The sequence below is a fragment of the Vibrio sp. SBT000027 genome (assembly GCF_963894355.1).
Taxonomy (GTDB): domain Bacteria; phylum Pseudomonadota; class Gammaproteobacteria; order Enterobacterales; family Vibrionaceae; genus Vibrio; species Vibrio splendidus.
Window position 1 is genome coordinate 123,112 of record NZ_CAWQGD010000004.1, and the last position, 23,927, is coordinate 147,038.

Below are 23,927 nucleotides of genomic sequence, written 5' to 3' on the forward strand. Positions count from 1 at the left end.
TCTTTAATGCTGCGAAGCATAATCCCCCCAAAAAGCAAATAATCCTCCATCATGGTGGATATTTTTTTGTCTTAAATTTTTCTTAGCAACTGGAATGCTAGTAAACATCAGGTCTCTGAAGCAGATACTTGAGGTTTTTCATATCTATAAACAGACTTATCCACAAAATGTTAGGTGTGGATAACTTGGTTGATAAAGTTATTTCAGACTTAATTCTTTACATATCCCCAAAAGATCTTTCTTGTTTTCAATATATTAGCTGAATTGTGGCGATCGTAACTTGTTGTTTTTTATAACTTTGAGTGTTTATCTTGAATTTGATAAAAGATCGTTAACTTGTTGTTTTTTGATCTTAATCATTTATCGGTACTGTGTTTAACTTTGTGAGAGTGTCGGAAGTTTACGAGAGTTCTGAATTTTTTCCACATTGCTAAAATTGAGAACAAGGTCAAACATTGTTCTAAAATTATGTGCAACGGGTTGTCTTAAATGTTGGACTATTTAGGTAGGTTAGCTAGCCAATCGTTGATGCCTAAAGGGCTAGGCGTCTCTTGGCAGTCCTTTCTCAACAATACGTATCAGTCTGTGCTTTTTGGTGGAGATTTTACTGCTACTTCTTTGCACACCGCTAGCGTTGGGTAACTGTTGTAGTTGTTTATTCAAAGCCCATTCAATATGCACATCTAGCATTTCGTTTTTGCCTTGATGAGATTCTAGTGTTTCAACAATGCGTTGTTGAAATGGCGCATTGCCCATAGCAACAAAGATATTGCGTAACCACTGGGTGTGGCCGATACGTCTTATTGCTGAGCCTTCCATTTTCTTTAGGAAGGTGGCTTCGTCCCAACTTGAAAGTGAAACCAGATCGGCTTCTTGGAAATCTTCTCTACGATGAAAGTCTGTTTGCTCTGTGAGTTCGGCATGACGGTTCCACGGGCAAACTAACTGACAGTCATCACAACCATAAATACGGTTACCAATGGCGTCTCTAAATTCTTCCGGGATCACACCATCGTATTCAATGGTTAAGTACGAAATACATTTTCGAGCATCCACTACGCCATCAGCAATAATGGCACCCGTTGGGCAAGAAGTGATACATGCGGTGCATTTGCCGCACTCATCGACACTGGGTTCATCTGTTGGAAGAGGAATGTTAACTAACAATTCTCCTAGGAAGAACCAAGAGCCCGCGTCTTTATCGAGAATTAACGAGTGTTTACCTGTCCAACCCAGCCCCGCTTTTTGAGCGAGCGGTCTTTCCAAAATAGGCGCTGAATCCACGAAAGGACGTGAGTCTAAACCTTCGACCTCTTTTTCGATCCTTTGTCCCAGCTTTTTCAAGTGGTTACGGAACAATTTGTGATAATCGCGGCCTAAAGAATAACGGCTGATATAGCCTTGAGTGGTATCGCTTAGGTTAGAGGCAAACTGAGCTTCTGGTGGTAGGTAGTTCATTCGGGCGCTGATCACTCGAATGGTGCCTGGATGAAGTTCATCAGGACGTGCGCGCATCATTCCATGTCGAGCCATCCAATCCATTTCGCCGTGGTTGCCAGCATCTAGCCATGCTTGAAGAGGGGCTTCGTGTTCACTTAAATCAACATCGCAGATGCCAACTTTTTGAAAGCCGAGCTCTTTTCCCCAGATTTTAATTTTTTCAGCAAGATGGTCTAGATTCATGGCTTCATTCTTAATTCTTATTTTCTCTGTTTTACAATTAGAGATAAGGCTAATTAAAATTAGGTTCGGCAAAAATGGGGGCGGATCTTAACGGATCTTAGTGATATTGACCAGAACTGACGTGTTTTGATCAGTATTTTTCATAGAACTTACACTTGAGTGCTTGTCTACTAAAAGCATCACGGTTTACTATTCTTGTTCTTTTGATTTTTATATAGTCAACGATCGATTTTTAGAGAACGTATTCATGAGCACGAAACAATTTACTTTGAAAGATGAACAAGCAACGATTCAATTAGGGACGGAGCTTTCTAATCTTTGCTCACAGCAGACGACTATTTATCTGCATGGTGATCTTGGCGCAGGTAAAACGACCTTCAGTCGTGGCTTTGTAAAAGCACTTGGCCATCAAGGAAATGTAAAGAGCCCAACGTATACTCTAGTTGAACCTTATCAACTTGCCGATTGGCAGGTATATCACTTCGATCTTTATCGCTTAGCCGATCCTGAAGAATTGGAGTTCATGGGGATTCGTGATTACTTCACACCAGATGCTATCTGTTTGGTTGAATGGCCTGAGAAAGGCTATGGGATGCTACCAGAAGCCGATTTGGACATTGATATTCGTTACCAAGACGATCACCGTATTGTTTCTTTAACCGCTAATAGTGAATACGGACAGCGCTTACTTAGTCAGTTGGAGTTATGTTGATTTCTAGACGCCTTATTTCAGCAGTAGCCATGATGGCTGCTGTTTTTTCTATACTGTTTTCTTCACTTGTTTCTGCAAACTCACTGAAAAGTTTAAGGGTTTGGCCTTCTCCAGAAGAAACTCGTGTGGTTATCGACTTAAAATCAGAAGCGGACTTTAGCTATTTCACCTTGAGTAGCCCGAGTCGTTTAGTGGTCGATTTAAAACATACCAACCTTGCAACTAAGTTACCGGTTGTGGTGAAAGATAGCCCCGTTCTATCTAAGATTCGTAAGAGTTCACCGCCAGACAAAAATACCTATCGCTTGGTTTTTGAGTTGAAGAAGTCCTCTACAGCGGAGTTGTTTAAACTTAGCCCGACTCCTGGTGGTCAGTACGGACATCGTCTGGTGATCGATCTACCTCATGGTGCGGCAAGTAAGGGGACAACGACGTCGAAGCCGAGTAAACCAACGGTGAGCAAAAATATTAATCAGGTTAAACGTCAGAAAGACATTCTGATCGTGATTGACCCTGGTCACGGTGGTGAGGATCCAGGCTCTATTGGTCCAAGTCGTAAGTATGAAAAGAATGCGACTCTGAGTATTTCTCGTAAGCTTGCTGCACAGTTGAATGCGGTTCCTGGGATCAAAACTCGCATGACCCGTAACGCCGACTACTTTGTAAACCTTAACCGACGTGTTGCGATTGCTCGTGAAAACGAAGCTCATCTGTTTATCTCTATTCACGCGGATGCTTTTACAACCCCTCAACCAAGAGGTGGTTCGGTGTTTGTGTTGAATACTCGACGCGCAAATACCGAGATCTCTCGATGGATCGAGAACAAAGAGAAGCAGTCTGAATTACTCGGTGGTAGCGGTGCGGCTTTCACTGGCAATATTGATGATAAGAACGTAAACCAAACTCTGCTTGATTTGCAGTTCAGCCACTCACAGAAAGAGGGCTATAAGCTTGCAACCACGATTCTGTCTGAGATGGGTAAGGTTGCTAAGCTTCATAACAGTAAACCAATCAATACCAGTTTGGCGGTATTACGTTCACCACAGATACCATCGGTCTTGGTCGAGACGGGCTTTATTTCGAATCCGACCGAAGAGAAGCTGCTCTTCCAACGTTCGCACCAAGATAAATTGGCACGAGCAGTGACCAAAGCGGTCGTTAAGTATTTGAAGGCTAACCCACCTGAAGGGATTATCTTGTCTAACGCAACGTCGTCAACGGGTAGCGTGAGCCAGCATAAAGTGTCTCGTGGTGAGTCTCTATCGGTGATTGCGAGTAAATATGGCACCTCGACACAGACGTTGATGAAATTCAACAATCTGAAATCGAGCAGCCTAGCGATCGGCCAAGTGCTTAAGATCCCAAGCAGTGCTTCAGGCTCATCATCAAGCAGCGCAGTGAAAACTAAGACCATCACTCACACGGTTAAGTCTGGAGAGTACCTAGGCAAGATAGCCAGCCGTTACAAAGTACGGGTGGCAGATATCAAACGTGAGAACCGCTTGAAGTCTGAAACCGTTAGAGTGGGTCAGAAGCTACGTATTACGGTTGAAGTGAAAGATGTCCCTCTGCGTAAACATAAAGTCGCAAGAGGTGATTACCTTGGCAAGATTGCTTCGAAATACGGCGTGAGTGTTAACAGTATTCGCCAAGCGAATAAGCTACGATCTGACAGCCTAGCGGTGGGGCAGGTGTTGATTATTCCGCACAAATAAGCTTTTTAACGCAGACATGTTTCCATCAATGGCAGTAAGGTAGCTATAAATATGACGATCAAAATACTGCCAGCTCGATTAGCTAACCAAATCGCAGCGGGTGAAGTGGTAGAAAGACCAGCTTCTGTTGTAAAAGAGCTAGTTGAGAACAGTTTGGATTCGGGTGCCACACGTATCGATATTGATATCGAGAAAGGTGGCGCTAAGATGATCCGCGTTCGTGACAACGGCAAGGGCATCGTTAAAGATGAGCTTGCCTTGGCGCTGAGTCGTCATGCTACCTCCAAGATCCATACCCTTGATGACCTTGAGGCGATCGTTAGCCTTGGTTTTCGTGGTGAAGCGCTCGCGAGTATTAGCTCTGTTGCGCGCTTAACCATGACTTCACGCCCTGCGACTCAAGATCAAGCTTGGGCTGCGCACAGTGAAGGTCGGGATATGCAGGTGAAACTGCAGCCTGCGGCGCATCCTATTGGTACTTCGGTTGAGGTGTTGGACCTGTTCTTCAATACGCCAGCACGCCGCAAGTTTTTACGCACCGAGAAAACTGAATTCACACATATCGATGAGCTGCTTAAACGCATCGCATTGAGTCGCTTTGATGTGACGATTAACCTTCGCCATAACGGTAAAATGATTCGTCAGTACCGCGCTGCCAAAACACAAGTTCAAGCAGAAAAGCGAATCGCTGCGGTATGTGGCAATCCTTTTGTTCGTCATATGCTTAAGATCGAACTTGAGCATCAAGGCCTAAAACTTCATGGCTGGATCACCACGCCAGAAGGAGCAAGACAACAAAGCGATCTGCAATACTGCTATGTGAATGGTCGTATGATGCGTGACAAGCTGATCAATCATGCGATTCGTCAAAGCTACGAAACCAGCCTGCGCCCAGACCAATTTGCGACGTATGTGTTGTTCATTGAGCTAGACCCACATCAGGTGGACGTGAATGTTCACCCTGCAAAACACGAAGTGCGCTTCCATCAAGCTCGTCTTGTACATGACTTTATTTATCAAGCACTGAGTGATGGACTAGCCCAAAGTAAACAAATTGATGCAGCACCGATTAAGCAGTCTGCGTTTCATCAGTCAGAAGTGATTCATCATCAGCAAGATAGCTCGAACTCTGGTATCGGTGAAGTGGCCAGTTTCTCAGAGCCTGAAAGCACAATGCTTAGCCGTTCGGATCAAACCCAAGTCTCTGATAGTGAGCGACATGCTATTGAGCAAACGCCAGCCTACCCGAGAAAAGCAGAGTCTGAGCGCGCTTATGATCAACCTCAACACAGCGTTAATGATGCTGGGCAGAGCTATAGCTCAACAGCCAACCGAGGTTCATCATCTAGCATTGGTGCATCGCCTAGCAGGGGCTCTTCAACCAACTTAGATTCGTCTACTAACATTAGTTCAGCTAACACAGGCTCGTCGGCTCGCGAAACCAGTTTTACCGGGTCTCCTCGTCAAGAGTGGATCGAGTCCCGACCTGAACCTAAAAAAGAGAAAGAGCCAAACCAGCATCACGGTGAACCCGCGCCCTCTAAGCGAGAAGTGAAAGCCTATAAAGAGCTTCTGAAAACGCCAGATTTTGGTGGTCAAGTTGTTGTTCCATCATCTCCTCAAGAGCATGTGGCACCAGTAGAAACCAGAGACAACATAGAAAATATCGAAAATATCGAAAATAAAGAAGCTAAGCCTGATCAACAGAATCCTGTTCATTCAAAACCAAGAGCTCCTGTGACGGACTTAGGCAAAGCCGTCTCGGTAGTGGAACGCCAATATTTGGTAATGGGAAACAAAAACGGCAGCGTATTGGTGTCTTTAGCCAAAGCGGAATTGCTACGTGTGATTGGCCAACTTGATACTCGAGAAGGGGCGTTAAAAAGCCAACCGCTATTGGTGCCTTTATCGATTAAGCTTGGTAGTGAACTTGTCGAGGTTGCTAAGGCGTTGAGCCAAACACTGGCGTTATTGGGGATTGAGCTTAAGGCGCGAAACAGTGAAGCGGTAATGGTGATGGGCGTGCCTTCTCCTTTGAGGCAGCAAAACTTACAAATTTTGATCCCAGATCTGTTATCTTACGCGGCTTCATTAAACGCTCAGATTGTCGATAATCACGCTGCTACTGTTTTTAACGATATGTTGCCATCATTGGTCAACTGGATCGGGATTCAAACGGCACAAGTAAAAAGCGACTACACTTTATCTGAGGCGGTTCAACTAGTTGGGGAACTTGAACAGCTTTGGCATGGTCTACTTCCATTAGATGATCCAGAGTTTGTAAATCCTATCGACTTTTCAGCGACCATAGCCGCGTTTACGGTTTAACTTTTTCGCGATGGCATTTATCTTTGCAACTGAATGTATCGCGATACGAAGCCCTTTTTTATAAAGCGCTCTAACAGAGAAACAAATACAAAATATCATGACTGAAAAATTACCTTTAGCGTTGTTTTTAATGGGCCCTACGGCATCAGGAAAAACAGATTTAGCTATCCGCTTACGTCAGAAGTACCCAGTAGAGATCATCAGTGTCGACTCAGCATTGATCTACAAAGACATGGATATCGGCACCGCTAAACCGGATGCAGGAGAGCTCGCGCTCGCGCCCCATCGTTTGATTGATATTCTCGATCCAAGCGAAGCGTATTCTGCGGCAGATTTTCGTCGTGATGCGATCAATGAAATGAATAAGATTGTAGCGGAGGGAAAAATCCCGTTACTGGTTGGTGGCACAATGCTGTACTACAAGGCATTGTTGGAAGGCTTATCGCCATTACCGGCCGCGGATCAAGAGATTCGTAAGCAGATTGAAGCGGAGTCTATTGAACAGGGTTGGCAGGCATTGCATGATCAATTAAGAGAGATAGATCCCGTATCCGCTGAAAGAATACACCCAAATGATCCACAAAGGCTTTCAAGGGCATTGGAAGTTTACCGAATTTCGGGTAAAACATTAACAGAGCTAACTCAAACGAAAGGCGATAGCCTGCCATTTCGTGTAAAACAATTTGCAATAGCTCCCAAGGAAAGGAAAGAGCTCCATCGCCGCATTGAACTTCGCTTTGAGAAGATGATAGAGGCGGGGTTTGAAGATGAGATGAAGGCGTTATATGCCAGAGACGATCTTCACCCTGAACTGCCATCGATCCGATGCGTTGGTTATAGGCAGATGTGGGATTATTTAGATGGGAATTGCGATTTAGACGAAGCGGTTTTCCGTGGTGTCTGCGCAACCCGTCAATTGGCCAAGCGACAAATCACCTGGTTACGCAGTTGGGATGATTTAACTTGGTTGGATAGCGAAAACATTGAACAGGCGTTAGAAACTCTTTCAGATGCAATAGCATCTGATTAGTATTGCTGTGTATAATGTGATCGCTTTTGCGTGAATATACTCTGAAAAGGATCAGTTATTGAGGCTTTTAAAAATCACAGCCTTTCAATAACAACGGAGTTTTTTTATTCGTTTAGCTCAGATGCAAAGGCCGCACCTTTTTGTGCACCACTAGCTAAATAATTACAACAAAATATAAATAAGGAAAATAAAATGGCTAAGGGGCAATCGCTACAAGACCCATTCCTAAATGCACTCCGTCGTGAGCGCATTCCAGTCTCTATCTATCTTGTTAACGGCATCAAGCTGCAAGGTCAGATCGAGTCTTTCGATCAATTCGTGATCTTATTGAAGAACACAGTAAACCAAATGGTTTACAAGCATGCGATTTCTACTGTGGTTCCTGCTCGTGCAGTTAGTCACCACAGCGGCGAGCAACAGCGTGCGCCATCTGATCGTCCAGAGAAGACTGAAGATTAATCGTTCAATTGATACAGCTTGCGCTGTAATAAGGAGTTGGTTGCTTGTTTGACCGTTATGAATCCGGCGAGCGAGCCGTACTTGTTCATATCAACTTCACGCAAGAGGGAGAATGGGAAGACCTAAGCGAATGTGAAATGCTGGTCTCCTCAGCGGGGGTAGAAACGCTACAAGTGATTACTGGTAGCCGACAATCCCCACTCCCTAAATACTACGTTGGAGAAGGTAAAGCCCTAGAAATCGCTCAAGCCGTTCAGCTGACCGGTGCTGAAATTGTGATTTTTAACCACTCTCTCTCTCCTGCCCAAGAGCGAAACCTCGAGCAATTGTGTAAATGTCGTGTGATTGATCGCACGGGTTTGATCTTAGATATCTTTGCACAACGTGCGCGAACTCATGAAGGTAAGCTACAAGTTGAGCTCGCTCAGCTTCGTCATATCTCTACCCGATTGATTCGTGGTTGGACTCACCTTGAAAGGCAGAAAGGTGGTATTGGTCTTCGTGGTCCAGGTGAAACTCAACTGGAAACCGATCGACGTTTGTTGCGTGACCGTATAAAAGCGATATTACGTCGTTTAGCGAAAGTGGCTAAGCAGCGTGAACAAGGACGACGTGCTCGTAATCGAGCTGAAATCCCAACAATTTCTTTGGTTGGTTATACCAACGCAGGGAAATCAACACTTTTCAATCAAATCACTAGTGCAGGTGTTTATGCGGCAGACCAACTGTTTGCAACTCTAGACCCAACACTACGTAAGATTGAATTGGCAGATGTCGGGCCTGCAATTCTCGCAGATACCGTAGGTTTTATCCGTCATCTACCACACGACTTGGTCGCTGCGTTCAAGGCTACGTTACAAGAGACGCAGGAAGCTGACATTTTGTTACATGTTGTTGATGCCAGTGATGACCGCTTTCGTGAGAACATTCAGGCTGTTCATGAAGTATTAGAAGAAATCGATGCTCATGAAGTGCCAACCCTTGTAGTCATGAACAAAATTGACTGCATGGAAGACCAAAAACCTCGAATTGAAAGAGACGAAGAGGGCGCACCACGCGCTGTTTGGGTTTCTGCAATGGAAGGAGAAGGGATTGAACTGCTGTTTGAGGCTTTAACTGAGCGTTTAGCGAGTCAAATGGTTCAATTCCGGTTGTGTATTCCACATCAACATCAAGGCCGTATTCGCAGCTTATTCTTCGAGATGAAATGTATTCAACAGGAAGAGTATGATGAAAATGGTAACTTGTTGATAGATATCCGAATGCAACAAATAGATTGGTCTAAACTTGAAAAAAGAGAAGGGGCGCTCTTAGGTGACTTTATCGTTACCAAAGAGACTGCTACAGTATAACGTCATATCAAATGATGGAGCTTTCTAATGGCGTGGAATGAGCCTGGAAATAATAACAACGGCGATAATAACGGCCGCGATAATGACCCTTGGGGTAAGAACAATAATCGCGGCGGCCGAGATCAAGGACCGCCAGACTTAGACGAAGTGTTTAGTAAACTAAGTCAAAAGTTAGGTGGCAAGTTTGGTAAAAAAGGTGGCAACGGTAACGGGCCATCTATTGGTGGTGGCGGTGCGATTGGCTTTGGTGTCATTGCTGTCATTGCGATTGCTATCTGGTTCTTCGCTGGTTTCTACACCGTTGGCGAAGCAGAAAGAGCCGTTGTACTTCGACTGGGTCAATTCGACCGTATCGAAGAACCGGGTCTTAACTGGCACCCACGCTTCATCGATGAAATCAAAGATGAGCAACTGGTTAACGTTCAAGCGATTCGTTCTCTACGTGCTTCTGGCACCATGCTAACGAAAGATGAAAACGTTGTGACGGTTGAAATGGGCGTTCAATACCGTGTTTCTGACCCATACAAGTACTTGTATCGTGTAACGGATGCGGACGATAGCTTACGTCAAGCAACTGATTCTGCGCTTCGTGCGGTAATTGGTGACTCACTAATGGATAGTATCCTAACAAGTGGTCGTCAGCAGATTCGTCAAAGCACTCAAGAAACGTTGAACCGTATTATTGATAGCTACGACATGGGTATTCTGATTGTTGACGTGAACTTCCAGTCAGCACGTCCACCTGAGCAAGTTAAAGATGCATTTGATGATGCTATCGCGGCTCGAGAGGATGAAGAGCGTTTTGAGCGTGAAGCTGAAGCTTACCGAAATGACATTCTTCCAAAAGCAACAGGTCGTGCTGAGCGTTTGAAGAAAGAAGCGGTGGGTTACTCAGAGCGCACAGTTAATGGTGCTCTAGGTCAAGTTGCTCAGTTTGAGAAGCTTTTACCTGAATACCAAGCTGCTCCTGAAGTAACACGTAACCGTATGTACCTTGATACAATGGAAAAAGTGTACTCAAGCACATCGAAAGTCCTGATTGATTCTGAATCAAGCGGTAACTTGCTATACCTACCAATTGATAAGCTAGGCGCACAAGGTGGTTCTCAGTCGGGCACTCGCCCTGCAAAAGCATCATCAACTTACGATCAAATTGAGTTAGAAACTCAAGCGGATCCAAAGTCTAGCACTCAAACTCGTTCAGACAGTTCACGTCAAGGGAGATACTAATAATGCGTAAATTAATGATCCCTGTATTAGTTGTGACGATTGCCCTTCTATTGATGTCACTATTTGTGATTCAAGAAGGCGAGCGTGGCATGGTAATTCGTTTTGGTCGAGTTCTCGATGACAACGGCGTATCACGAATCTATGAACCAGGCTTGCACTTTAAACTGCCTATGTTTGATCGCGTAAAAGTACTTGATGCTCGTATTCAAACGATGGATGGTCGTTCTGACCGTTTCGTAACATCTGAGAAAAAAGACGTTCTAATTGATACCTACGCAAAATGGCGTATTGCTGATTTTGGACGTTTTTATCTGAGTACTGGCGGCGGTAATATCATGACGGCAGAAGCACTTCTTGAGCGTAAAGTGACAGATGTTCTTCGTTCTGAAATTGGTGCTCGTGAAATTAAGCAGATCGTGTCAGGCCCTCGTAATAAGGACATCCTGCCAGACTCTGCTGATAGCGAAGTTGTCACAACGGTAGCGGCTGCAGAAGCGCTAGAAGTTGATGGCGAACGCGATAAGATCATGGAAAACGTTTTGTCTGGAACGTCAGAAAGCGCGATGGCTGATTTAGGTGTTGAAGTTGTTGATTTCCGAATGAAGAAGATTAACCTTCCTGACGAAATCAGTGAATCTATCTACCGCCGTATGCGTGCAGAACGTGAATCGGTTGCTCGTAGACACCGTTCTCAAGGTCGTGAGAAAGCAGAAGTTATCCGTGCTCAAGCTGAGCTAGAAGTAGCAACAGTTCTTGCAGAAGCTGACCGTACAGCTCGAATCACTCGTGGTGATGCAGATGCAGAAGCAGCGAAGATTTACTCTGATGTGTACAGTAAAGATCCTGAGTTCTATGGCTTCATGCGTTCATTGCAAGCTTATGAGACATCATTTAGCGATAAGAGCGACATTCTAGTACTGGATCCGAAGACTGACTTCTTCCAATACATGAATCAAGCAAGCGGCGCTCCAGCAAAATAAGCTGATGCGTTAGCGGATGCTTAGCTCAATAAGCAAAATACGTTAAAACTTAAAAGGCTCCCATTATGGGAGCCTTTTTGTTTTCTATTCTTTAAAGACTAAAGACTAAAGACTAAAGACTGAATATTCGCCATTGCGTCCTCGAGGGAAATCGAGTGACAGAGTCGTGCTTTGAGAAAGCCTAGCGGTAGGTCATGAAAGCGATAACGACGCCGGCAACCACAAGGCAACCGCCAATTCGGCGCAGTTGCGTGTCTGGCTGTTGGCTTAATTGAGCAACCATGTTTCTCCAGCCATTGGGTGCAATCAAGGGCCCCAGCCCTTCAACGATAAGAACAAGCCCGATTGCGAGCCAGATAGAATTAGACATGTTGCTGCCTTTTGCCTGTAAAAAGATAATAATATCAGCATCTTTACGGATCTTCGCGGTGTCATTGCAAATTTGCTTGTCGTTAGCTTTAACAATTATGAACAAAAAATGACTGCAAGAAATGTGATTCGGTGCTAGAATCCATTTTTAATTAGCAACAGAAATTGGAAAGATGGGAAATAACGTAGTCGTTCTAGGCACCCAATGGGGTGATGAAGGTAAAGGTAAAATCGTTGACCTTTTAACTGAAGATGCAAAATACGTGGTTCGCTACCAAGGCGGTCACAATGCAGGTCACACACTTGTAATTGACGGTGAAAAAACCGTTCTTCACTTAATTCCATCAGGTATCCTACGCAATAACGTTAAATGTGTTATTGGCAACGGTGTAGTATTATCGCCTGACGCACTTCTTAAAGAAATGAAACCTCTTGAAGATCGCGGTATCCCAGTACGTGAGCGTCTTTTCATCTCTGAAGCTTGTCCTCTAATTCTTCCGTACCACATTGCAATCGACAACGCGCGTGAAATCGCTCGTGGCGCTAAAGCTATCGGTACAACGGGTCGTGGTATCGGTCCTGCTTACGAAGATAAAGTTGCTCGTCGCGGTTTACGCGTTGGCGACCTTTTCGATAAAGAAGCATTTGCTGAGAAGCTAAAAGAAGTTATGGAATTCCACAACTTCCAACTAGAGCACTTCTACAAAGCTGAAACAGTAAGCTACGAAGAAGTTCTTGAGCAAGCGATGAGCTACGCAGACATGTTAACTGCGATGGTTATCGACGTAACTGACGAACTAGACGCAGCACGTAAGCGCGGCGACAAGATCATGTTCGAAGGTGCTCAAGGTACGCTACTAGATATCGACCACGGTACTTACCCATACGTAACGTCTTCTAACACGACTGCTGGTGGTGTTGCTGCAGGTTCTGGTTTTGGTCCTCGTCACATCGGTTACATCCTTGGTATTACTAAGGCTTACTGTACTCGTGTTGGTTCAGGTCCATTCCCTACTGAGCTATACGATGGCCTTGAAAAACAAGACCCAGTTGGTAAGCACCTAGGCGATGTTGGTCACGAGTTTGGCGCAACGACTGGTCGTCTACGCCGTACTGGTTGGTTCGATGCTGTTGCTATGCGTCGTGCAATCCAAATCAACTCTCTATCTGGTATCTGTCTAACTAAACTAGACGTTCTAGATGGCCTAGAAGAACTAAAAATCTGTACTGGTTACAAGATGAAAGATGGTTCTATCCTAGAAGTTTCTCCAATGGCTGCTGAGTCATTCGAAGAAGCGACGCCAATCTACGAAACAATGCCTGGTTGGTCTGAAAACACATTTGGTGCTAAATCTATCGACGCGCTTCCACAAGCTGCTCTAGATTACATCAAGCGTATCGAAGACTTAACTGGCGTTCCAATTGATATCGTATCAACTGGCCCAGATCGTAACGAAACTATCATCAAGGTTCACCCATACGGCGCATAATGCCCGCTGAGTGATTATTACCAGGCACTAACCGTGCTGTGGTAATTAAAGTGCTCTGATAATGAAATAGTTTTCTAAAAGCCGACTTTATTAAGTCGGCTTTTTAATACCTGCAATTTAGCCACGCACTCTTTGATGGTGATCTTTTAAGCGTCATCAGGCAAAATATTGCCCATTAGCGGCAAGTTTTGTCTAAAGCCGTCAGGGTTATTGCCGATACAGATATCATGGAAAGTGAAGTTCACCCTGTTTTGTGCGTGTAGAAATCCTCTGCGGCCCTCAATAGATAACTTTAGCGACAGATAATAGAGTGCAGGTATGAAGCTACGAATTGTAGCAGCTTCATTGATAATGGCGCTGAGCTCACCCTTGAGTCATGCAAATTTGACTGACGTGGGAGAGCCCGTTCCAATATATACAGAAGCTGAACTGATTAATTTAATCGAGAATAATCAACACCTAGAGCGAGTGAAAGCTGATAAGTGCCAGTTAGTTGAAGATATCGTTGCTCGTGCAACGCGTATTAGCTTACCTTCTTATGAGTTTTTATACGGTGATATGTTGGCTTGGGGCGTGTGTGTTCCACAAGATGTCGAGCTTGGCATTTACTATATGGAAAACGCGGCGCATCAAGGTTTACCGGCTGCACTAGAGCAGCTAGGTCGTTATTATTCTCGTGGAACCTTGGTTCAACAAGACAAAGAGCGCGCGATTCCGTATTTACGTGAAGCGGCCTCTATGGGTAACCTAAGTGCGAGTATTCACCTAGCGGAACTCTTGCTGCGTGATTACGGTAGCCCGTTAGATTATGAAGATGCTTACCGCTGGTTATACAACTCGGTGACTGCGGATGATAGGCAACACAAACGCATCACCGTGCTTCGAAGCGGTCTGGAACAGAGAATGCCGGACAATATTATCGCTCGAGCAAAACGTCGAGACGTGTTCTGGTAATTACGAATATTAATTAAGGTTAGATGGTGAACGACTGCACTCGTTAACCATCTATCTTGATATAGAAAGATACCGTATTAAAAAGGCCTCGTAGGTAAATACCTATGAGGCCTTTTTTGATCTTAACGGTAAACCGTTTATCTCACTCGGTGGCGTTATTGAACAACTTCACCAGATTCAATCACTGTCTTACGAACGACTTTAGTGAAATCGAGTGCTTCTTGGCGAATCTTATCTTCATCGACGGTTAGCATGTCGCGGTCTTGCATGATGATCTTACCGTCAACGATGGTGTGGCGAACGTTACCCGAGTTAGCCGAGTAAACTAATGCCGAGTATGGGTTGTAGACTGGAACCATGTTTGGCGCTTTCGTATCGATCACTATGATGTCAGCGAGTTTGCCGGCTTCAAGAGAACCGATCTTATCTTCCATGTGTAGCGCTTTTGCTGCGCCCATTGTTGCCATGTCGATCACTTTGATCGGTGGCATTGCGGCACGATCTTTATTAACCAGCTTGTGAACTTTAGCGACTTGGTTGAATTCATCAATGGTGCTCAGTGTGTTACCAGACATCGGGCCATCAGTACCTAAACCAATACGAACGTTTTCGTCATACATCTTAAGCGCAGGAGATACGCCTTTTGCTGACTTGATGTTAGCACTCATGTTGTGAGCCACACCCATATCGGATTTTTTCACCAGCTCGATATCATGATCGTCAACAAGGATCATGTGTGCACCCACCAAGTTTTTGTTGAGTGCGCCAATGCTGTCCATGTATTGAACCGGTGATAGCCCATCTGAACGCTCGGCGATTTTCTCTTCTTCACGGTGTGATTCTGCTAGGTGAATCATTACTGGTACATCGAGCTCTAGAGAGAGCTTAGAGATCTTCTGCAGAACCTCAGTGGTGTTGGTGTAAGGCGCGTGTGGTGCAAACGCGGGTGTGATACGCGGGTGGTCTTTGTATTCTTCAATGAAATTCAGCGCGTATTGGATGCCTTCTTCCGCATTAGCCGCATCAGCGACTGGGAACTTAATCACGGTTTCACCAAGAATGGCACGCATACCGATCTTATCGACAGTTTTCGCAACTTCATCTTCAAAGTAGTACATGTCGGCGTAAGTCGTGACACCGCCTTTTACCATTTCAACGTTACCGAGATTAGCGCCAATGCGTACCATGTCTCGCGATACCAGTTTCTTCTCTAGAGGGAAGATATAACGGTGAAGACGGTCAGGCACATCATCGGCCAACGAGCGGAAAACCGTCATCGATACGTGAGTATGAGTATTGATGAGACCCGGCATGACGATATCGCCATCCACGTCTAACACTTGTTTCGCTTGGTACTGCTTCTCTAGTGAAGCATCACCAACGGCAATGATTTTGTTGTCTTTTACGACAACAGTACCGCTCTCATAAACCGTTTTGTCTTGGTTCATGGTTAGAACCATTGCATCGGTAATCATCAGGTCAGCTTTTTCCATTGCTGAACTCGCAAATGGAAATAGAGCGAGGCTTGCCATTGCTGAAGCCAATAGGGTGCGTTTTAGTTTCATATCAATACTCAGAACAGGAGTTGGTAAAGTGTCGGGATAATAGTGTATTTCATTCATGGCGCAAACGTTTGTTTTATCGTTTGCTTGAAATTTTGATGATAGTCCGCCTCTATGAAGCGATGTTTCACAAAGTGAAGATATGTATCAATCTTAGGTTATTTTAGGCTTTTCCAAAGCATATCTGTAGCTTACCCCTAGCATCAGATATACTAGGGGTATATACATTCCTTGCTTAAGCAGGCCCGCCTATGTCAAAAAACACACCAATGTCAGAAAACACGACAGCGACAACCACTGTTGATCCTTTTGCAGACCGAGAGTCGAAAAATTACGAAAACCCAGTACCAAGCCGAGAGTTCATTATTTCGTTTCTAACAGACGCGAATATCCCAATGAACCGTAACGATCTATTCGAAGCTTTGGGTTTGGCTGGAGAGGAACAATATGAAGGGCTGCGTCGTCGTTTACGTGCAATGGAACGTGATGGACAGCTTATCTTTACCCGTCGTCAGTGCTATGCATTGCCTGAGAAGATGGAATTGATTAAAGGCTATGTGATTGGTCATAAAGACGGTCATGGTTGGGTTCGCCCAGACGGCAGTGTGGGTAAAGACAATGATATCGTGTTGCCGCATCACCAGATGAAAACCATCATGCACGGTGATTACGTACTGGCTCAGCCTACTGACAACAGTAAACGTGGTCGTCGTGAAGGTCGTTTGGTTCGTGTTCTTGAAGAGCGCAAAACGCCACTTGTTGGCCGCTTCTTCCTAGAATACGGCCATTCTTACGTGGTTGCTGATGATTCTCGTATTAGTCACGACATCCAGATCCCTACCGAGCATAAAGGCGGTGCTCGAATGGGTAATGTGGTTGTGATTGAAATTACGGATCGTGGTGGTCGTTCTCGTAACATGATGGGTAAAGTGACCGAAGTTCTTGGTGAAAACATGGCTCCGGGTATGGAAACGCAGATCGCGATCCGTACTCACCAGATCCCACAAGAGTGGCCTGAAGCGGTAGATAAGCAAATCGTAAACCTCGGTGAGCATGTTCCTGAAGAAGCAAAAGAAGGACGTGTTGATCTACGCAAACTGCCATTGGTTACCATTGATGGTGAAGATGCGCGTGACTTCGATGATGCGGTTTACTGTGAAGCGAAGAAAGGCGGAGGCTGGCGCCTGTGGGTAGCGATTGCTGACGTAAGTTACTACGTTCGCCCAGATACCGCGCTAGACAAAGAAGCGATTAACCGTGGTAACTCGGTATACTTCCCGTCACAAGTTGTGCCAATGCTGCCAGAAGTCCTTTCTAATGGCCTATGTTCATTGAACCCTCAAGTCGACCGTTTATGTATGGTGTGTGAGATGACTATCTCAGACAAAGGTAAACTGTCGGGTTACAAGCACTACGAAGCGGTAATGAACTCTCATGCCCGTCTGACTTACAACAAAGTTGGCGCTATCTTAGATGGCAATGAAGAACTTCGTGAGCGTTACGAGCCTGAAGTACCACATCTTGAAGAGCTTCATAAGATGTACAAGGTGCTTAAGAAAACGCGTGATGAGCGTGGTGCGATTGAGTTTGAAACGGTAGAAACTAAGTTTATCTTCAATGCGGATCGTAAGATTGACCGTATTGAGCCCGTCATCCGTAACGATGCACACAAGATCATCGAAGAGTGTATGATTCTTGCGAATATCGCATCGGCGTCTTACGTAGAAAAAGCGAAAGAACCTGCATTATACCGTGTTCACGATACTCCGGGAGAAGAGCGCTTAACGGGCTTTAAGAGCTTCCTTAGTGAGCTAGGTTTAACGCTGGAAGGTGGCCTGTCGCCATCACCAGTAGACTATGCACAACTGATGCAACAGATTAATGAGCGTGAAGATCGTGAGTTAATCCAAACCATGCTACTGCGCTCGATGAAGCAAGCGGTATACAACGCGGACAACGCAGGTCACTTTGGTTTAGCTCTTAAACGCTATGCTCACTTTACCTCGCCAATTCGTCGTTACCCAGATTTGCTATTGCACCGCGCGATTAAGTACCTTATTGCGAAAGAAGAAGGCCGTCAGAGTGAGCGTTGGACGCCAACGGGTGGTTACCACTACACTTTCGATGATATGGACTTCTACGGCGAGCAGTGTTCAATGACTGAGCGTCGTGCTGATGATGCTACGCGTGAAGTGAACGACTGGCTGAAGTGTGAGTACATGCAAGACCATGTCGGCGAAGTGATGGATGGCGTAATTGCTAACGTGACTGGCTTCGGTTTCTTTGTTCGTCTCACTGAACTGCACATTGATGGCTTGGTACATATCTCAGCGCTAGCGAATGATTACTACCAATTTGATGCTGTTGGTCAGCGTTTAGTCGGTGAAAGCTCAGGTAACATCTACCGCTTAGGTGATTCGGTTAAAGTGAAGGTTTCTGCGGTTAATCTAGAAACTCGCCAAATCGACTTTGATTTAGAAGACACCGATCGTCAGCCTCGTGGTAAAGGTAAAACAGCCAAGAAGCGTGCAGCTGAAGCGATGAAAAAGGCGAAAAGCAAGAAGCGTTCAGCGGTGAAGAGTAATAAGCCGGGTGTACCTGCGACGCCTTTAGTTGAACCTACTAAGCGACCAGACGGTAGCTCTGAAAGTTCAGCTAAGAAGAAGTCAGCGAATAAAACCGGTGCTGCGAAGGCGCGAGCTAAGAAAAAGCGTACCGCAAGTCGTAAGCCAAAGGCTGATAAGTCTTAAGTTTATAAGCCTTAAGGTTAATAAGTCTTAAGCTTAATAAGGCGCTTTGCTAATTAGGTTTAGCACAGCGCTAGTTTAATGTGACATGACTTTAACGCGAAAAGACTTTAATGCGAGAGTATCAGGCGCAAGACGCATACTCTCGAAATAAACAACACAGGGGTGGGTGCATCGGGTTTGATGTCATTCATCTCTGAGCAATAAGAGTAACCAGAGACAATGAGTAACGAATTTATTTACGGTATTCACGCGGTGAAAGCCGTACTAGAAAAAGATCCAGCGCGCTTTATTGAAGCGTACGTGCTTAAAGGTCGTCAAGACGATCGTCTTCTTCCATTACTGAATCAACTGCAGCAATTTGGTGTGTCGATTCAACAAATGGGCCGTAAGCCGCTTGATGAAAAAGCACAGGGTGCAAATCACCAAGGTCTTATTGCTAAGGTGAAGCCTGCTAAGCAGCTTAATGAAACTCACCTAGATGATATCCTAGCGCAGCACGAACAGCCTCTGTTGTTGGTTCTAGATGGCGTAACAGACCCTCATAACCTAGGTGCTTGTCTACGTAACGCGGATGCTGCGGGTGTAGCGGCTGTTATCGTACCTAAAGATCGCTCTTCGCCGCTAACGGCAACCGTAAGTAAGGTTGCTTGTGGCGCAGCTGAAACCGTTCCTCTAGTACGCGTAACCAACCTAGCTCGTACAATGCGTGCACTGCAAGAGCAGGGTGTATGGTTCGTGGGTACCGCAGGTGAAGCAACGCATGATATCTATCAAGCGAAGCTAACGGGTCCTCTTGCCGTTGTGATGGGCGCAGAAGGTGACGGCATGCGTCGTTTAACGCGTGAAACCTGTGATGACCTAATTAAGATTCCAATGTCAGGCAGCGTGTCGAGCCTCAACGTTTCGGTAGCATCAGGCATCTGTCTGTTCGAAGCGGTACGTCAGCGCCTAGCTCAATAGCGTTAAGCTGAGTCAAAAGGCAAAACGACTCTAAGTATCTGAATTTATTAGCGCTCACCACTTGCTGGTGGGCGTTTCTTTTTAGGCTGTTATGACGGAATCGTTTGGTTTGTCAGATGGCTAGATGGCGAAAGAAAAACTGTTTCATTATTAGCCAAATACCGCTTGCCAATACCGGGTTCTTTCTATAATATTTGCCGTCCTTAAAACTCGGTCATTTTTCTTTAGTTCCTTGCTTCCCTTGGACGACCGAGCCTTTCGTGGAAGCTAATAATCCGTAAGGAGCAACCAAATGCGTCATTATGAAATCGTATTCATGGTTCACCCTGATCAAAGCGAGCAAGTTGCTGGCATGATCGAGCGTTACACTGGTTCAATCACTGAAGCTGGCGGTACTATCCACCGTCTAGAAGACTGGGGCCGCCGTCAAATGGCTTACCCAATCAACAAACTTCACAAAGCTCACTACGTTCTTATGAACGTTGAAGCTGGCCAAGAAGTGATGGACGAGCTAGAAACTGCTTTCCGTTTTAACGATGCAGTTCTACGTAACATGATCATGCGCACTAAAGGCGCTGTGACTGAGCAATCTATCATGCTTAAGCAAAAAGAAGAGCGTGCAGAGCGTGCTCCTCGTCGTGATGACCGTGAAGAACGTGCACCACGTCGTGAAGAAGAAGCTAAGCCAGAAGCTGCTGCTGAGTAATTCTTTTTTGGCCTTTTAGGTCATTAAATTTTATTCAACTCGTTTAGGTATTTTCACTACAAGCATTTGCTTACGCTTATTTATAAGCCTGTGTTAATACCGCATTATTAAATTTAGATCAGGAGATAGCCCATGGCTCGTTTCTTCCGTCGTCGTAAATTCTGCCGTTTTACTGCAGAAGGCGTACAAGAGATTGACTACAAAGACGTAGCAACTCTAAAAAACTACATCACTGAAGCTGGTAAAATTGTACCTAGCCGTATCACTGGTACAAGTGCTAAATACCAACGTCAGCTAGCTCGCGCTATCAAGCGTTCTCGTTACCTAGCTCTACTACCGTACACTGACAAGCATCAGTAATCGGTAATAGTTAACAATAGTTTAAGAGGACTAAGATAATGCAAGTTATTCTACTTGATAAAATCGGTAACCTAGGTGGCCTTGGCGACCAAGTAAACGTTAAATCTGGTTACGCTCGTAACTTCCTTATCCCACAGGGTAAAGTAGTTATGGCAACTAAAGACAACGTTGCTATGTTCGAAACTCGCCGTGCTGAACTAGAAGCTAAAGTTGCTGAGCAACTAGCTGCTGCAGAAGCTCGCGCAGAGACAGTTAACACTCTAGAAGGCGTTACAATCGCTTCTAAAGCTGGTGACGAAGGCAAACTATTCGGTTCTATCGGTACTCGTGACATCGCAGATGCTATTACAGCAGCTGGTGTTGCAGTAGTTAAGAGCGAAGTACGCCTACCTGAAGGCGCTCTACGTAACATCGGCGAATTCGAAGTAAGCATCCAACTTCACTCTGAAGTTTTTGCTACTGCGAAAATCGCTATCGTTGCAGCTGAGTAATTTCAGTACCAAGACGAATTCTTTCTTTTGAAAGTTTTAAACACCAGCTTCGGCTGGTGTTTTTTTATGTCTGAAATATAGAAAAACATAGCGAAGGGGTTATGGTAAGTAAAAAGCTTACAGTGATCCAAAAGCTGTTATTGCTGAACAGGCTGTTCTCAGGTTAGAAGTGGCCTTAAGATTAGAACTGCTCTTGAGATTAGAATAGTTCTTGAGACTAGAACTGCTCTTGAGATTAGAATAGTTCTTGAGACTAGAACTACTCTTGAGACTAGAACTACTCTTGAGATTAGAATTGCTCTTGAGATTAGAATTGCTCTTGAGATTAGAACTGAAAGAGCAGGTTAATCGACAGCACAGAGTCTTCTTTGCTTAATCCGTGAGGCACTTTATCGTGGTATTGACGAGAGTGAGCAATCTTCAGTGCGATATTGTCAGTAATATCGTTGATCGCTTCTAATTCAGTATCAAATTTCAGGTTACTGTGGCCAGATACTAACGTCACATCAGCCTTGAGCTGCAAATTCTTCAACACCTGCCATGATGTATTCACATTGCCACGGAAAATCGCCTCTTCAACAATCTCTGGGAAGATGATGTCATCGTCGTCCAATTCATCGAGATTCGGTTCTTGGTAACGAAAACCCGGTCCGACTTCGACTTCCAACACAAACTCTTCAGTGTTCGAGAACTGATAACCCAAACCACTAGAGATTGTGTAGTCTTTAAAGTAAGCACTGTATCGTGAATCGACACCTTTAAAGCTGCCGTAGAGGTAGGTTTTAGGGCTTAACTTGTAGTCACTCTGAGCTGAGTAAGTCGATTGCCTTTTATCTTCTTCACCGTCTTTGTAGAGGTTGTAGTATTTCCACTCGCCACTGGTTCTATGACGGCCAGCCGTATACTCACCGTTTAGGCGGGCATTTAGCGATCGTGAATCAGAATTACCAGTATGCGACTGATACCCAAATTCGACTTCCGTCTTGAGTGGGTTCGGCAGTTCTGTGTCACTCGTATCACTTGGTGCGATATCCATATCTTTTTCAGGTGTCGGTGCAACGACGATCGGCTCAACAGTAGGTTCTGAAACTACTATAGAGTCGAGGATTGCATCGACAGAGGCTTTAGCATCATCATCAGCTAAGGCCAACGGAGAGCTCAGAAGGCTGGTGCTTAGAAGACCAGAGCTTAGAAGACCAGTGCTCAGAGCCAATAATTTGGACACGCATACCTCTAGTTATACAGTGAGTGAATGGCAGGATCGTAATGCTACCCTTGGTTAATTCCGTCAGCAATAGGTAAATTCTTCCTGAAGAATAAAACAAACGCTTAGGAACGGATTACAAATGAGTGTTCTTGGGTATAATGAACGATCATTATTAGTTATTGAGTGTAGTCATAGTGGATACCAAAAGTCAGAAATCAGCCAACGATCAGGTGGACGCCATCAAAGTCCCACCACATTCATTAGAAGCTGAGCAATCTGTTATTGGCGGTTTGTTATTGGATAACGAACGCTGGGATACAGTTGCTGAAAAGGTTGTGGCCAAAGACTTTTATAGCCGTCCTCACCGTCTGATCTTTGAAGCGGTAAAGGATATCCTTGAAGAAAGTTCTCCTCTGGACCTGATTACACTCTCTGAACATTTAGAGCTTCGTGAGCAGCTAGAAGACGTAGGTGGCTTTGCTTACCTTGCTGACTTAGCCAAAAACACCCCAAGTGCCGCTAACATTAATGCGTATGCAGATATCGTGGCACAGCGAGCACTGGTTCGTAGCTTGATCGGTGTGGCGAATGAGATCGCCGATTCTGGTTATGACCCTCAAGGTCGTACATCGGAAGAGCTGGTTGATCTGGCTGAAAGTAAAGTCTTCGCGATTGCAGAAGGCCGAGCAAGTGAAAACGAAGGCCCACAAAACGTTGATAGCATTCTCGAGAAGACGCTAGAACGTATCGAAATCTTATATAAATCGCCACAAGATGGTGTGACAGGTGTCGATACTGGCTTTAACGACCTCAACAAGAAAACTGCAGGCTTGCAGGGTTCTGACTTAATCATTGTTGCTGCGCGTCCATCGATGGGTAAAACCACCTTTGCGATGAACTTGTGTGAAAACGCGGCGATGAAGCAAGATAAGCCCGTGTTAATCTTCTCTCTTGAGATGCCAGCCGAACAGCTGATGATGCGTATGTTAGCGTCACTTTCTCGTGTCGACCAAACCAAGATTCGTACCGGTCAATTAGACGATGAAGATTGGGCTCGTATTTCGTCGAGTATGGGTATTCTGATGGATAAGAAGAATATGTATATCGATGACAGCTCGGGCTTAACACCAACAGAGGTGCGTTCGCGTGCTCGACGTATTGCTCGTGAGCATGATGGTATCTCTATGATCATGATAGATTACCTTCAATTAATGCGTGTTCCTTCATTATCAGATAACCGTACTCTTGAAATTGCCGAGATTTCTCGCTCATTGAAAGCGTTGGCGAAAGAACTGAACGTTCCGGTTGTCGCACTTTCTCAGCTTAACCGTTCCCTAGAGCAACGTGCTGATAAACGCCCAGTTAACTCGGATTTGCGTGAATCAGGTTCTATCGAGCAAGATGCCGATTTGATCATGTTCATCTATCGTGATGAGGTTTATAACCCAGACAGTTCATTGAAAGGCATCGCAGAGATCATCCTTGGTAAGCAACGTAACGGTCCGATCGGTTCGGTTCGTTTGACATTCCAAGGTCAACACTCCCGATTTGATAACTATGCAGGCCCTGCATTTGATGATGAGTAATCG

General features: G+C 45.0%; 20 protein-coding genes. 16 read left to right on the forward strand and 4 right to left on the reverse strand.

Annotated features, from left to right (window positions below; genetic code table 11):
- Nucleotides 1-540: 540 nt before the first annotated feature.
- Nucleotides 541-1,683, reverse strand: a complete 1,143-nt coding sequence (gene queG, locus AACU28_RS10480; protein ID WP_121602926.1) for a tRNA epoxyqueuosine(34) reductase QueG — start codon at nt 1,681-1,683, stop codon at nt 541-543.
- A gap of 247 nt (nt 1,684-1,930) precedes the next feature.
- Here queG and tsaE point away from each other — a divergent pair, with 247 nt between their 5' ends.
- The 8 genes from tsaE (at nt 1,931) to hflC (ending at nt 11,489) form a co-directional block, all read left to right on the forward strand.
- Nucleotides 1,931-2,395 carry a tRNA (adenosine(37)-N6)-threonylcarbamoyltransferase complex ATPase subunit type 1 TsaE gene (tsaE, locus tag AACU28_RS10485; protein ID WP_004735870.1) on the forward strand — a complete coding sequence of 155 codons (465 nt, stop codon included), beginning with the start codon at nt 1,931-1,933 and terminating at the stop codon, nt 2,393-2,395.
- Complete coding sequence (locus AACU28_RS10490; protein WP_017078233.1) at nt 2,389-4,110, forward strand: N-acetylmuramoyl-L-alanine amidase; 1,722 nt, start codon at nt 2,389-2,391, stop codon at nt 4,108-4,110. Before tsaE ends, AACU28_RS10490 begins: the two co-directional genes overlap by 7 nt.
- A 51-nt stretch (nt 4,111-4,161) precedes the next feature.
- Nucleotides 4,162-6,438 carry a DNA mismatch repair endonuclease MutL gene (gene mutL / locus AACU28_RS10495; protein ID WP_121602927.1) on the forward strand — a complete coding sequence of 759 codons (2,277 nt, stop codon included), beginning with the start codon at nt 4,162-4,164 and terminating at the stop codon, nt 6,436-6,438.
- A gap of 97 nt (nt 6,439-6,535) precedes the next feature.
- The gene (gene miaA / locus AACU28_RS10500) at nt 6,536-7,468 is read left to right on the forward strand and encodes a tRNA (adenosine(37)-N6)-dimethylallyltransferase MiaA (protein ID WP_004735867.1); all 933 of its coding nucleotides are present in this window, start codon (nt 6,536-6,538) and stop codon (nt 7,466-7,468) included.
- Between the two features lie 192 nt (nt 7,469-7,660).
- Nucleotides 7,661-7,927: an RNA chaperone Hfq gene (gene hfq / locus AACU28_RS10505; protein WP_004735866.1), complete on the forward strand. Its 267-nt coding sequence runs from the start codon at nt 7,661-7,663 to the stop codon at nt 7,925-7,927.
- Nucleotides 7,928-7,971: 44 nt separating this feature from the next.
- On the forward strand, nt 7,972-9,279 hold the full coding sequence (gene hflX, locus AACU28_RS10510; RefSeq protein ID WP_004735864.1) for a ribosome rescue GTPase HflX: 1,308 nt from the start codon (nt 7,972-7,974) through the stop codon (nt 9,277-9,279).
- A 27-nt stretch (nt 9,280-9,306) separates the two neighbouring features.
- A complete protein-coding gene (hflK, locus tag AACU28_RS10515) occupies nt 9,307-10,509 on the forward strand; it encodes an FtsH protease activity modulator HflK (protein WP_004735863.1) in 1,203 nt (400 codons plus the stop codon).
- A gap of 2 nt (nt 10,510-10,511) precedes the next feature.
- Nucleotides 10,512-11,489 (forward strand): protease modulator HflC, encoded by a 978-nt coding sequence (hflC, locus tag AACU28_RS10520; protein WP_004735862.1) that lies wholly within the window; start codon nt 10,512-10,514, stop codon nt 11,487-11,489.
- Nucleotides 11,490-11,670: 181 nt separating this feature from the next.
- On the opposite strand, the gene AACU28_RS10525 is transcribed toward hflC, so the two are convergent.
- Nucleotides 11,671-11,859, reverse strand: a complete 189-nt coding sequence (locus AACU28_RS10525; RefSeq protein WP_026012244.1) for a DUF2065 domain-containing protein — start codon at nt 11,857-11,859, stop codon at nt 11,671-11,673.
- Nucleotides 11,860-12,031: 172 nt separating this feature from the next.
- On the opposite strand from AACU28_RS10525, the gene AACU28_RS10530 reads away from it, so the two are divergent.
- Nucleotides 12,032-13,348: an adenylosuccinate synthase gene (locus tag AACU28_RS10530; RefSeq protein ID WP_017078237.1), complete on the forward strand. Its 1,317-nt coding sequence runs from the start codon at nt 12,032-12,034 to the stop codon at nt 13,346-13,348.
- 318 nt (nt 13,349-13,666) lie between these two features.
- Nucleotides 13,667-14,302: a flagellar protein MotX gene (gene motX, locus AACU28_RS10535; RefSeq protein ID WP_004735859.1), complete on the forward strand. Its 636-nt coding sequence runs from the start codon at nt 13,667-13,669 to the stop codon at nt 14,300-14,302.
- Between the two features lie 155 nt (nt 14,303-14,457).
- Here the strand turns inward: motX and AACU28_RS10540 are convergent, their stop codons facing one another.
- The gene (locus AACU28_RS10540) at nt 14,458-15,867 is read right to left on the reverse strand and encodes an amidohydrolase (RefSeq protein ID WP_065607474.1); all 1,410 of its coding nucleotides are present in this window, start codon (nt 15,865-15,867) and stop codon (nt 14,458-14,460) included.
- A gap of 248 nt (nt 15,868-16,115) precedes the next feature.
- Here AACU28_RS10540 and rnr point away from each other — a divergent pair, with 248 nt between their 5' ends.
- The 5 genes from rnr (at nt 16,116) to rplI (ending at nt 21,131) form a co-directional block, all read left to right on the forward strand.
- Entirely contained in the window at nt 16,116-18,614 is a 2,499-nt protein-coding gene (gene rnr / locus AACU28_RS10545) for a ribonuclease R (protein WP_017078239.1), read from the forward strand.
- Nucleotides 18,615-18,833: 219 nt separating this feature from the next.
- Complete coding sequence (gene rlmB / locus AACU28_RS10550) at nt 18,834-19,574, forward strand: 23S rRNA (guanosine(2251)-2'-O)-methyltransferase RlmB (RefSeq protein WP_004735856.1); 741 nt, start codon at nt 18,834-18,836, stop codon at nt 19,572-19,574.
- A 292-nt stretch (nt 19,575-19,866) separates the two neighbouring features.
- Complete coding sequence (gene rpsF / locus AACU28_RS10555) at nt 19,867-20,280, forward strand: 30S ribosomal protein S6 (protein ID WP_004735855.1); 414 nt, start codon at nt 19,867-19,869, stop codon at nt 20,278-20,280.
- Nucleotides 20,281-20,412: 132 nt separating this feature from the next.
- Nucleotides 20,413-20,640, forward strand: a complete 228-nt coding sequence (rpsR, locus tag AACU28_RS10560; protein ID WP_000090472.1) for a 30S ribosomal protein S18 — start codon at nt 20,413-20,415, stop codon at nt 20,638-20,640.
- A gap of 38 nt (nt 20,641-20,678) precedes the next feature.
- Nucleotides 20,679-21,131, forward strand: coding sequence for a 50S ribosomal protein L9 (gene rplI / locus AACU28_RS10565; protein WP_004735854.1), 453 nt, complete (start codon nt 20,679-20,681; stop codon nt 21,129-21,131).
- A 325-nt stretch (nt 21,132-21,456) separates the two neighbouring features.
- On the opposite strand, the gene AACU28_RS10570 is transcribed toward rplI, so the two are convergent.
- Nucleotides 21,457-22,356 (reverse strand): DUF481 domain-containing protein, encoded by a 900-nt coding sequence (locus AACU28_RS10570; protein ID WP_029222163.1) that lies wholly within the window; start codon nt 22,354-22,356, stop codon nt 21,457-21,459.
- Nucleotides 22,357-22,532: 176 nt separating this feature from the next.
- Between AACU28_RS10570 and AACU28_RS10575 the strand changes: the two genes are divergently transcribed.
- Nucleotides 22,533-23,924 carry a replicative DNA helicase gene (locus AACU28_RS10575; protein ID WP_004735852.1) on the forward strand — a complete coding sequence of 464 codons (1,392 nt, stop codon included), beginning with the start codon at nt 22,533-22,535 and terminating at the stop codon, nt 23,922-23,924.
- The last annotated feature ends 3 nt before the right edge of the window (nt 23,925-23,927 follow it).

Coding starts and splice junctions, on each gene's coding strand:
- queG (WP_121602926.1), bottom strand. CDS start 1,683: ATGAATCTAGACCATCTTGCTGAAAAAATTAAAATCTGGGGAAAAGAG.
- tsaE (WP_004735870.1), top strand. CDS start 1,931: ATGAGCACGAAACAATTTACTTTGAAAGATGAACAAGCAACGATTCAA.
- AACU28_RS10490 (WP_017078233.1), top strand. CDS start 2,389: ATGTTGATTTCTAGACGCCTTATTTCAGCAGTAGCCATGATGGCTGCT.
- mutL (WP_121602927.1), top strand. CDS start 4,162: ATGACGATCAAAATACTGCCAGCTCGATTAGCTAACCAAATCGCAGCG.
- miaA (WP_004735867.1), top strand. CDS start 6,536: ATGACTGAAAAATTACCTTTAGCGTTGTTTTTAATGGGCCCTACGGCA.
- hfq (WP_004735866.1), top strand. CDS start 7,661: ATGGCTAAGGGGCAATCGCTACAAGACCCATTCCTAAATGCACTCCGT.
- hflK (WP_004735863.1), top strand. CDS start 9,307: ATGGCGTGGAATGAGCCTGGAAATAATAACAACGGCGATAATAACGGC.
- hflC (WP_004735862.1), top strand. CDS start 10,512: ATGCGTAAATTAATGATCCCTGTATTAGTTGTGACGATTGCCCTTCTA.
- AACU28_RS10525 (WP_026012244.1), bottom strand. CDS start 11,859: ATGTCTAATTCTATCTGGCTCGCAATCGGGCTTGTTCTTATCGTTGAA.
- AACU28_RS10530 (WP_017078237.1), top strand. CDS start 12,032: ATGGGAAATAACGTAGTCGTTCTAGGCACCCAATGGGGTGATGAAGGT.
- motX (WP_004735859.1), top strand. CDS start 13,667: ATGAAGCTACGAATTGTAGCAGCTTCATTGATAATGGCGCTGAGCTCA.
- AACU28_RS10540 (WP_065607474.1), bottom strand. CDS start 15,867: ATGAAACTAAAACGCACCCTATTGGCTTCAGCAATGGCAAGCCTCGCT.
- rnr (WP_017078239.1), top strand. CDS start 16,116: ATGTCAAAAAACACACCAATGTCAGAAAACACGACAGCGACAACCACT.
- rlmB (WP_004735856.1), top strand. CDS start 18,834: ATGAGTAACGAATTTATTTACGGTATTCACGCGGTGAAAGCCGTACTA.
- rpsF (WP_004735855.1), top strand. CDS start 19,867: ATGCGTCATTATGAAATCGTATTCATGGTTCACCCTGATCAAAGCGAG.
- rpsR (WP_000090472.1), top strand. CDS start 20,413: ATGGCTCGTTTCTTCCGTCGTCGTAAATTCTGCCGTTTTACTGCAGAA.
- rplI (WP_004735854.1), top strand. CDS start 20,679: ATGCAAGTTATTCTACTTGATAAAATCGGTAACCTAGGTGGCCTTGGC.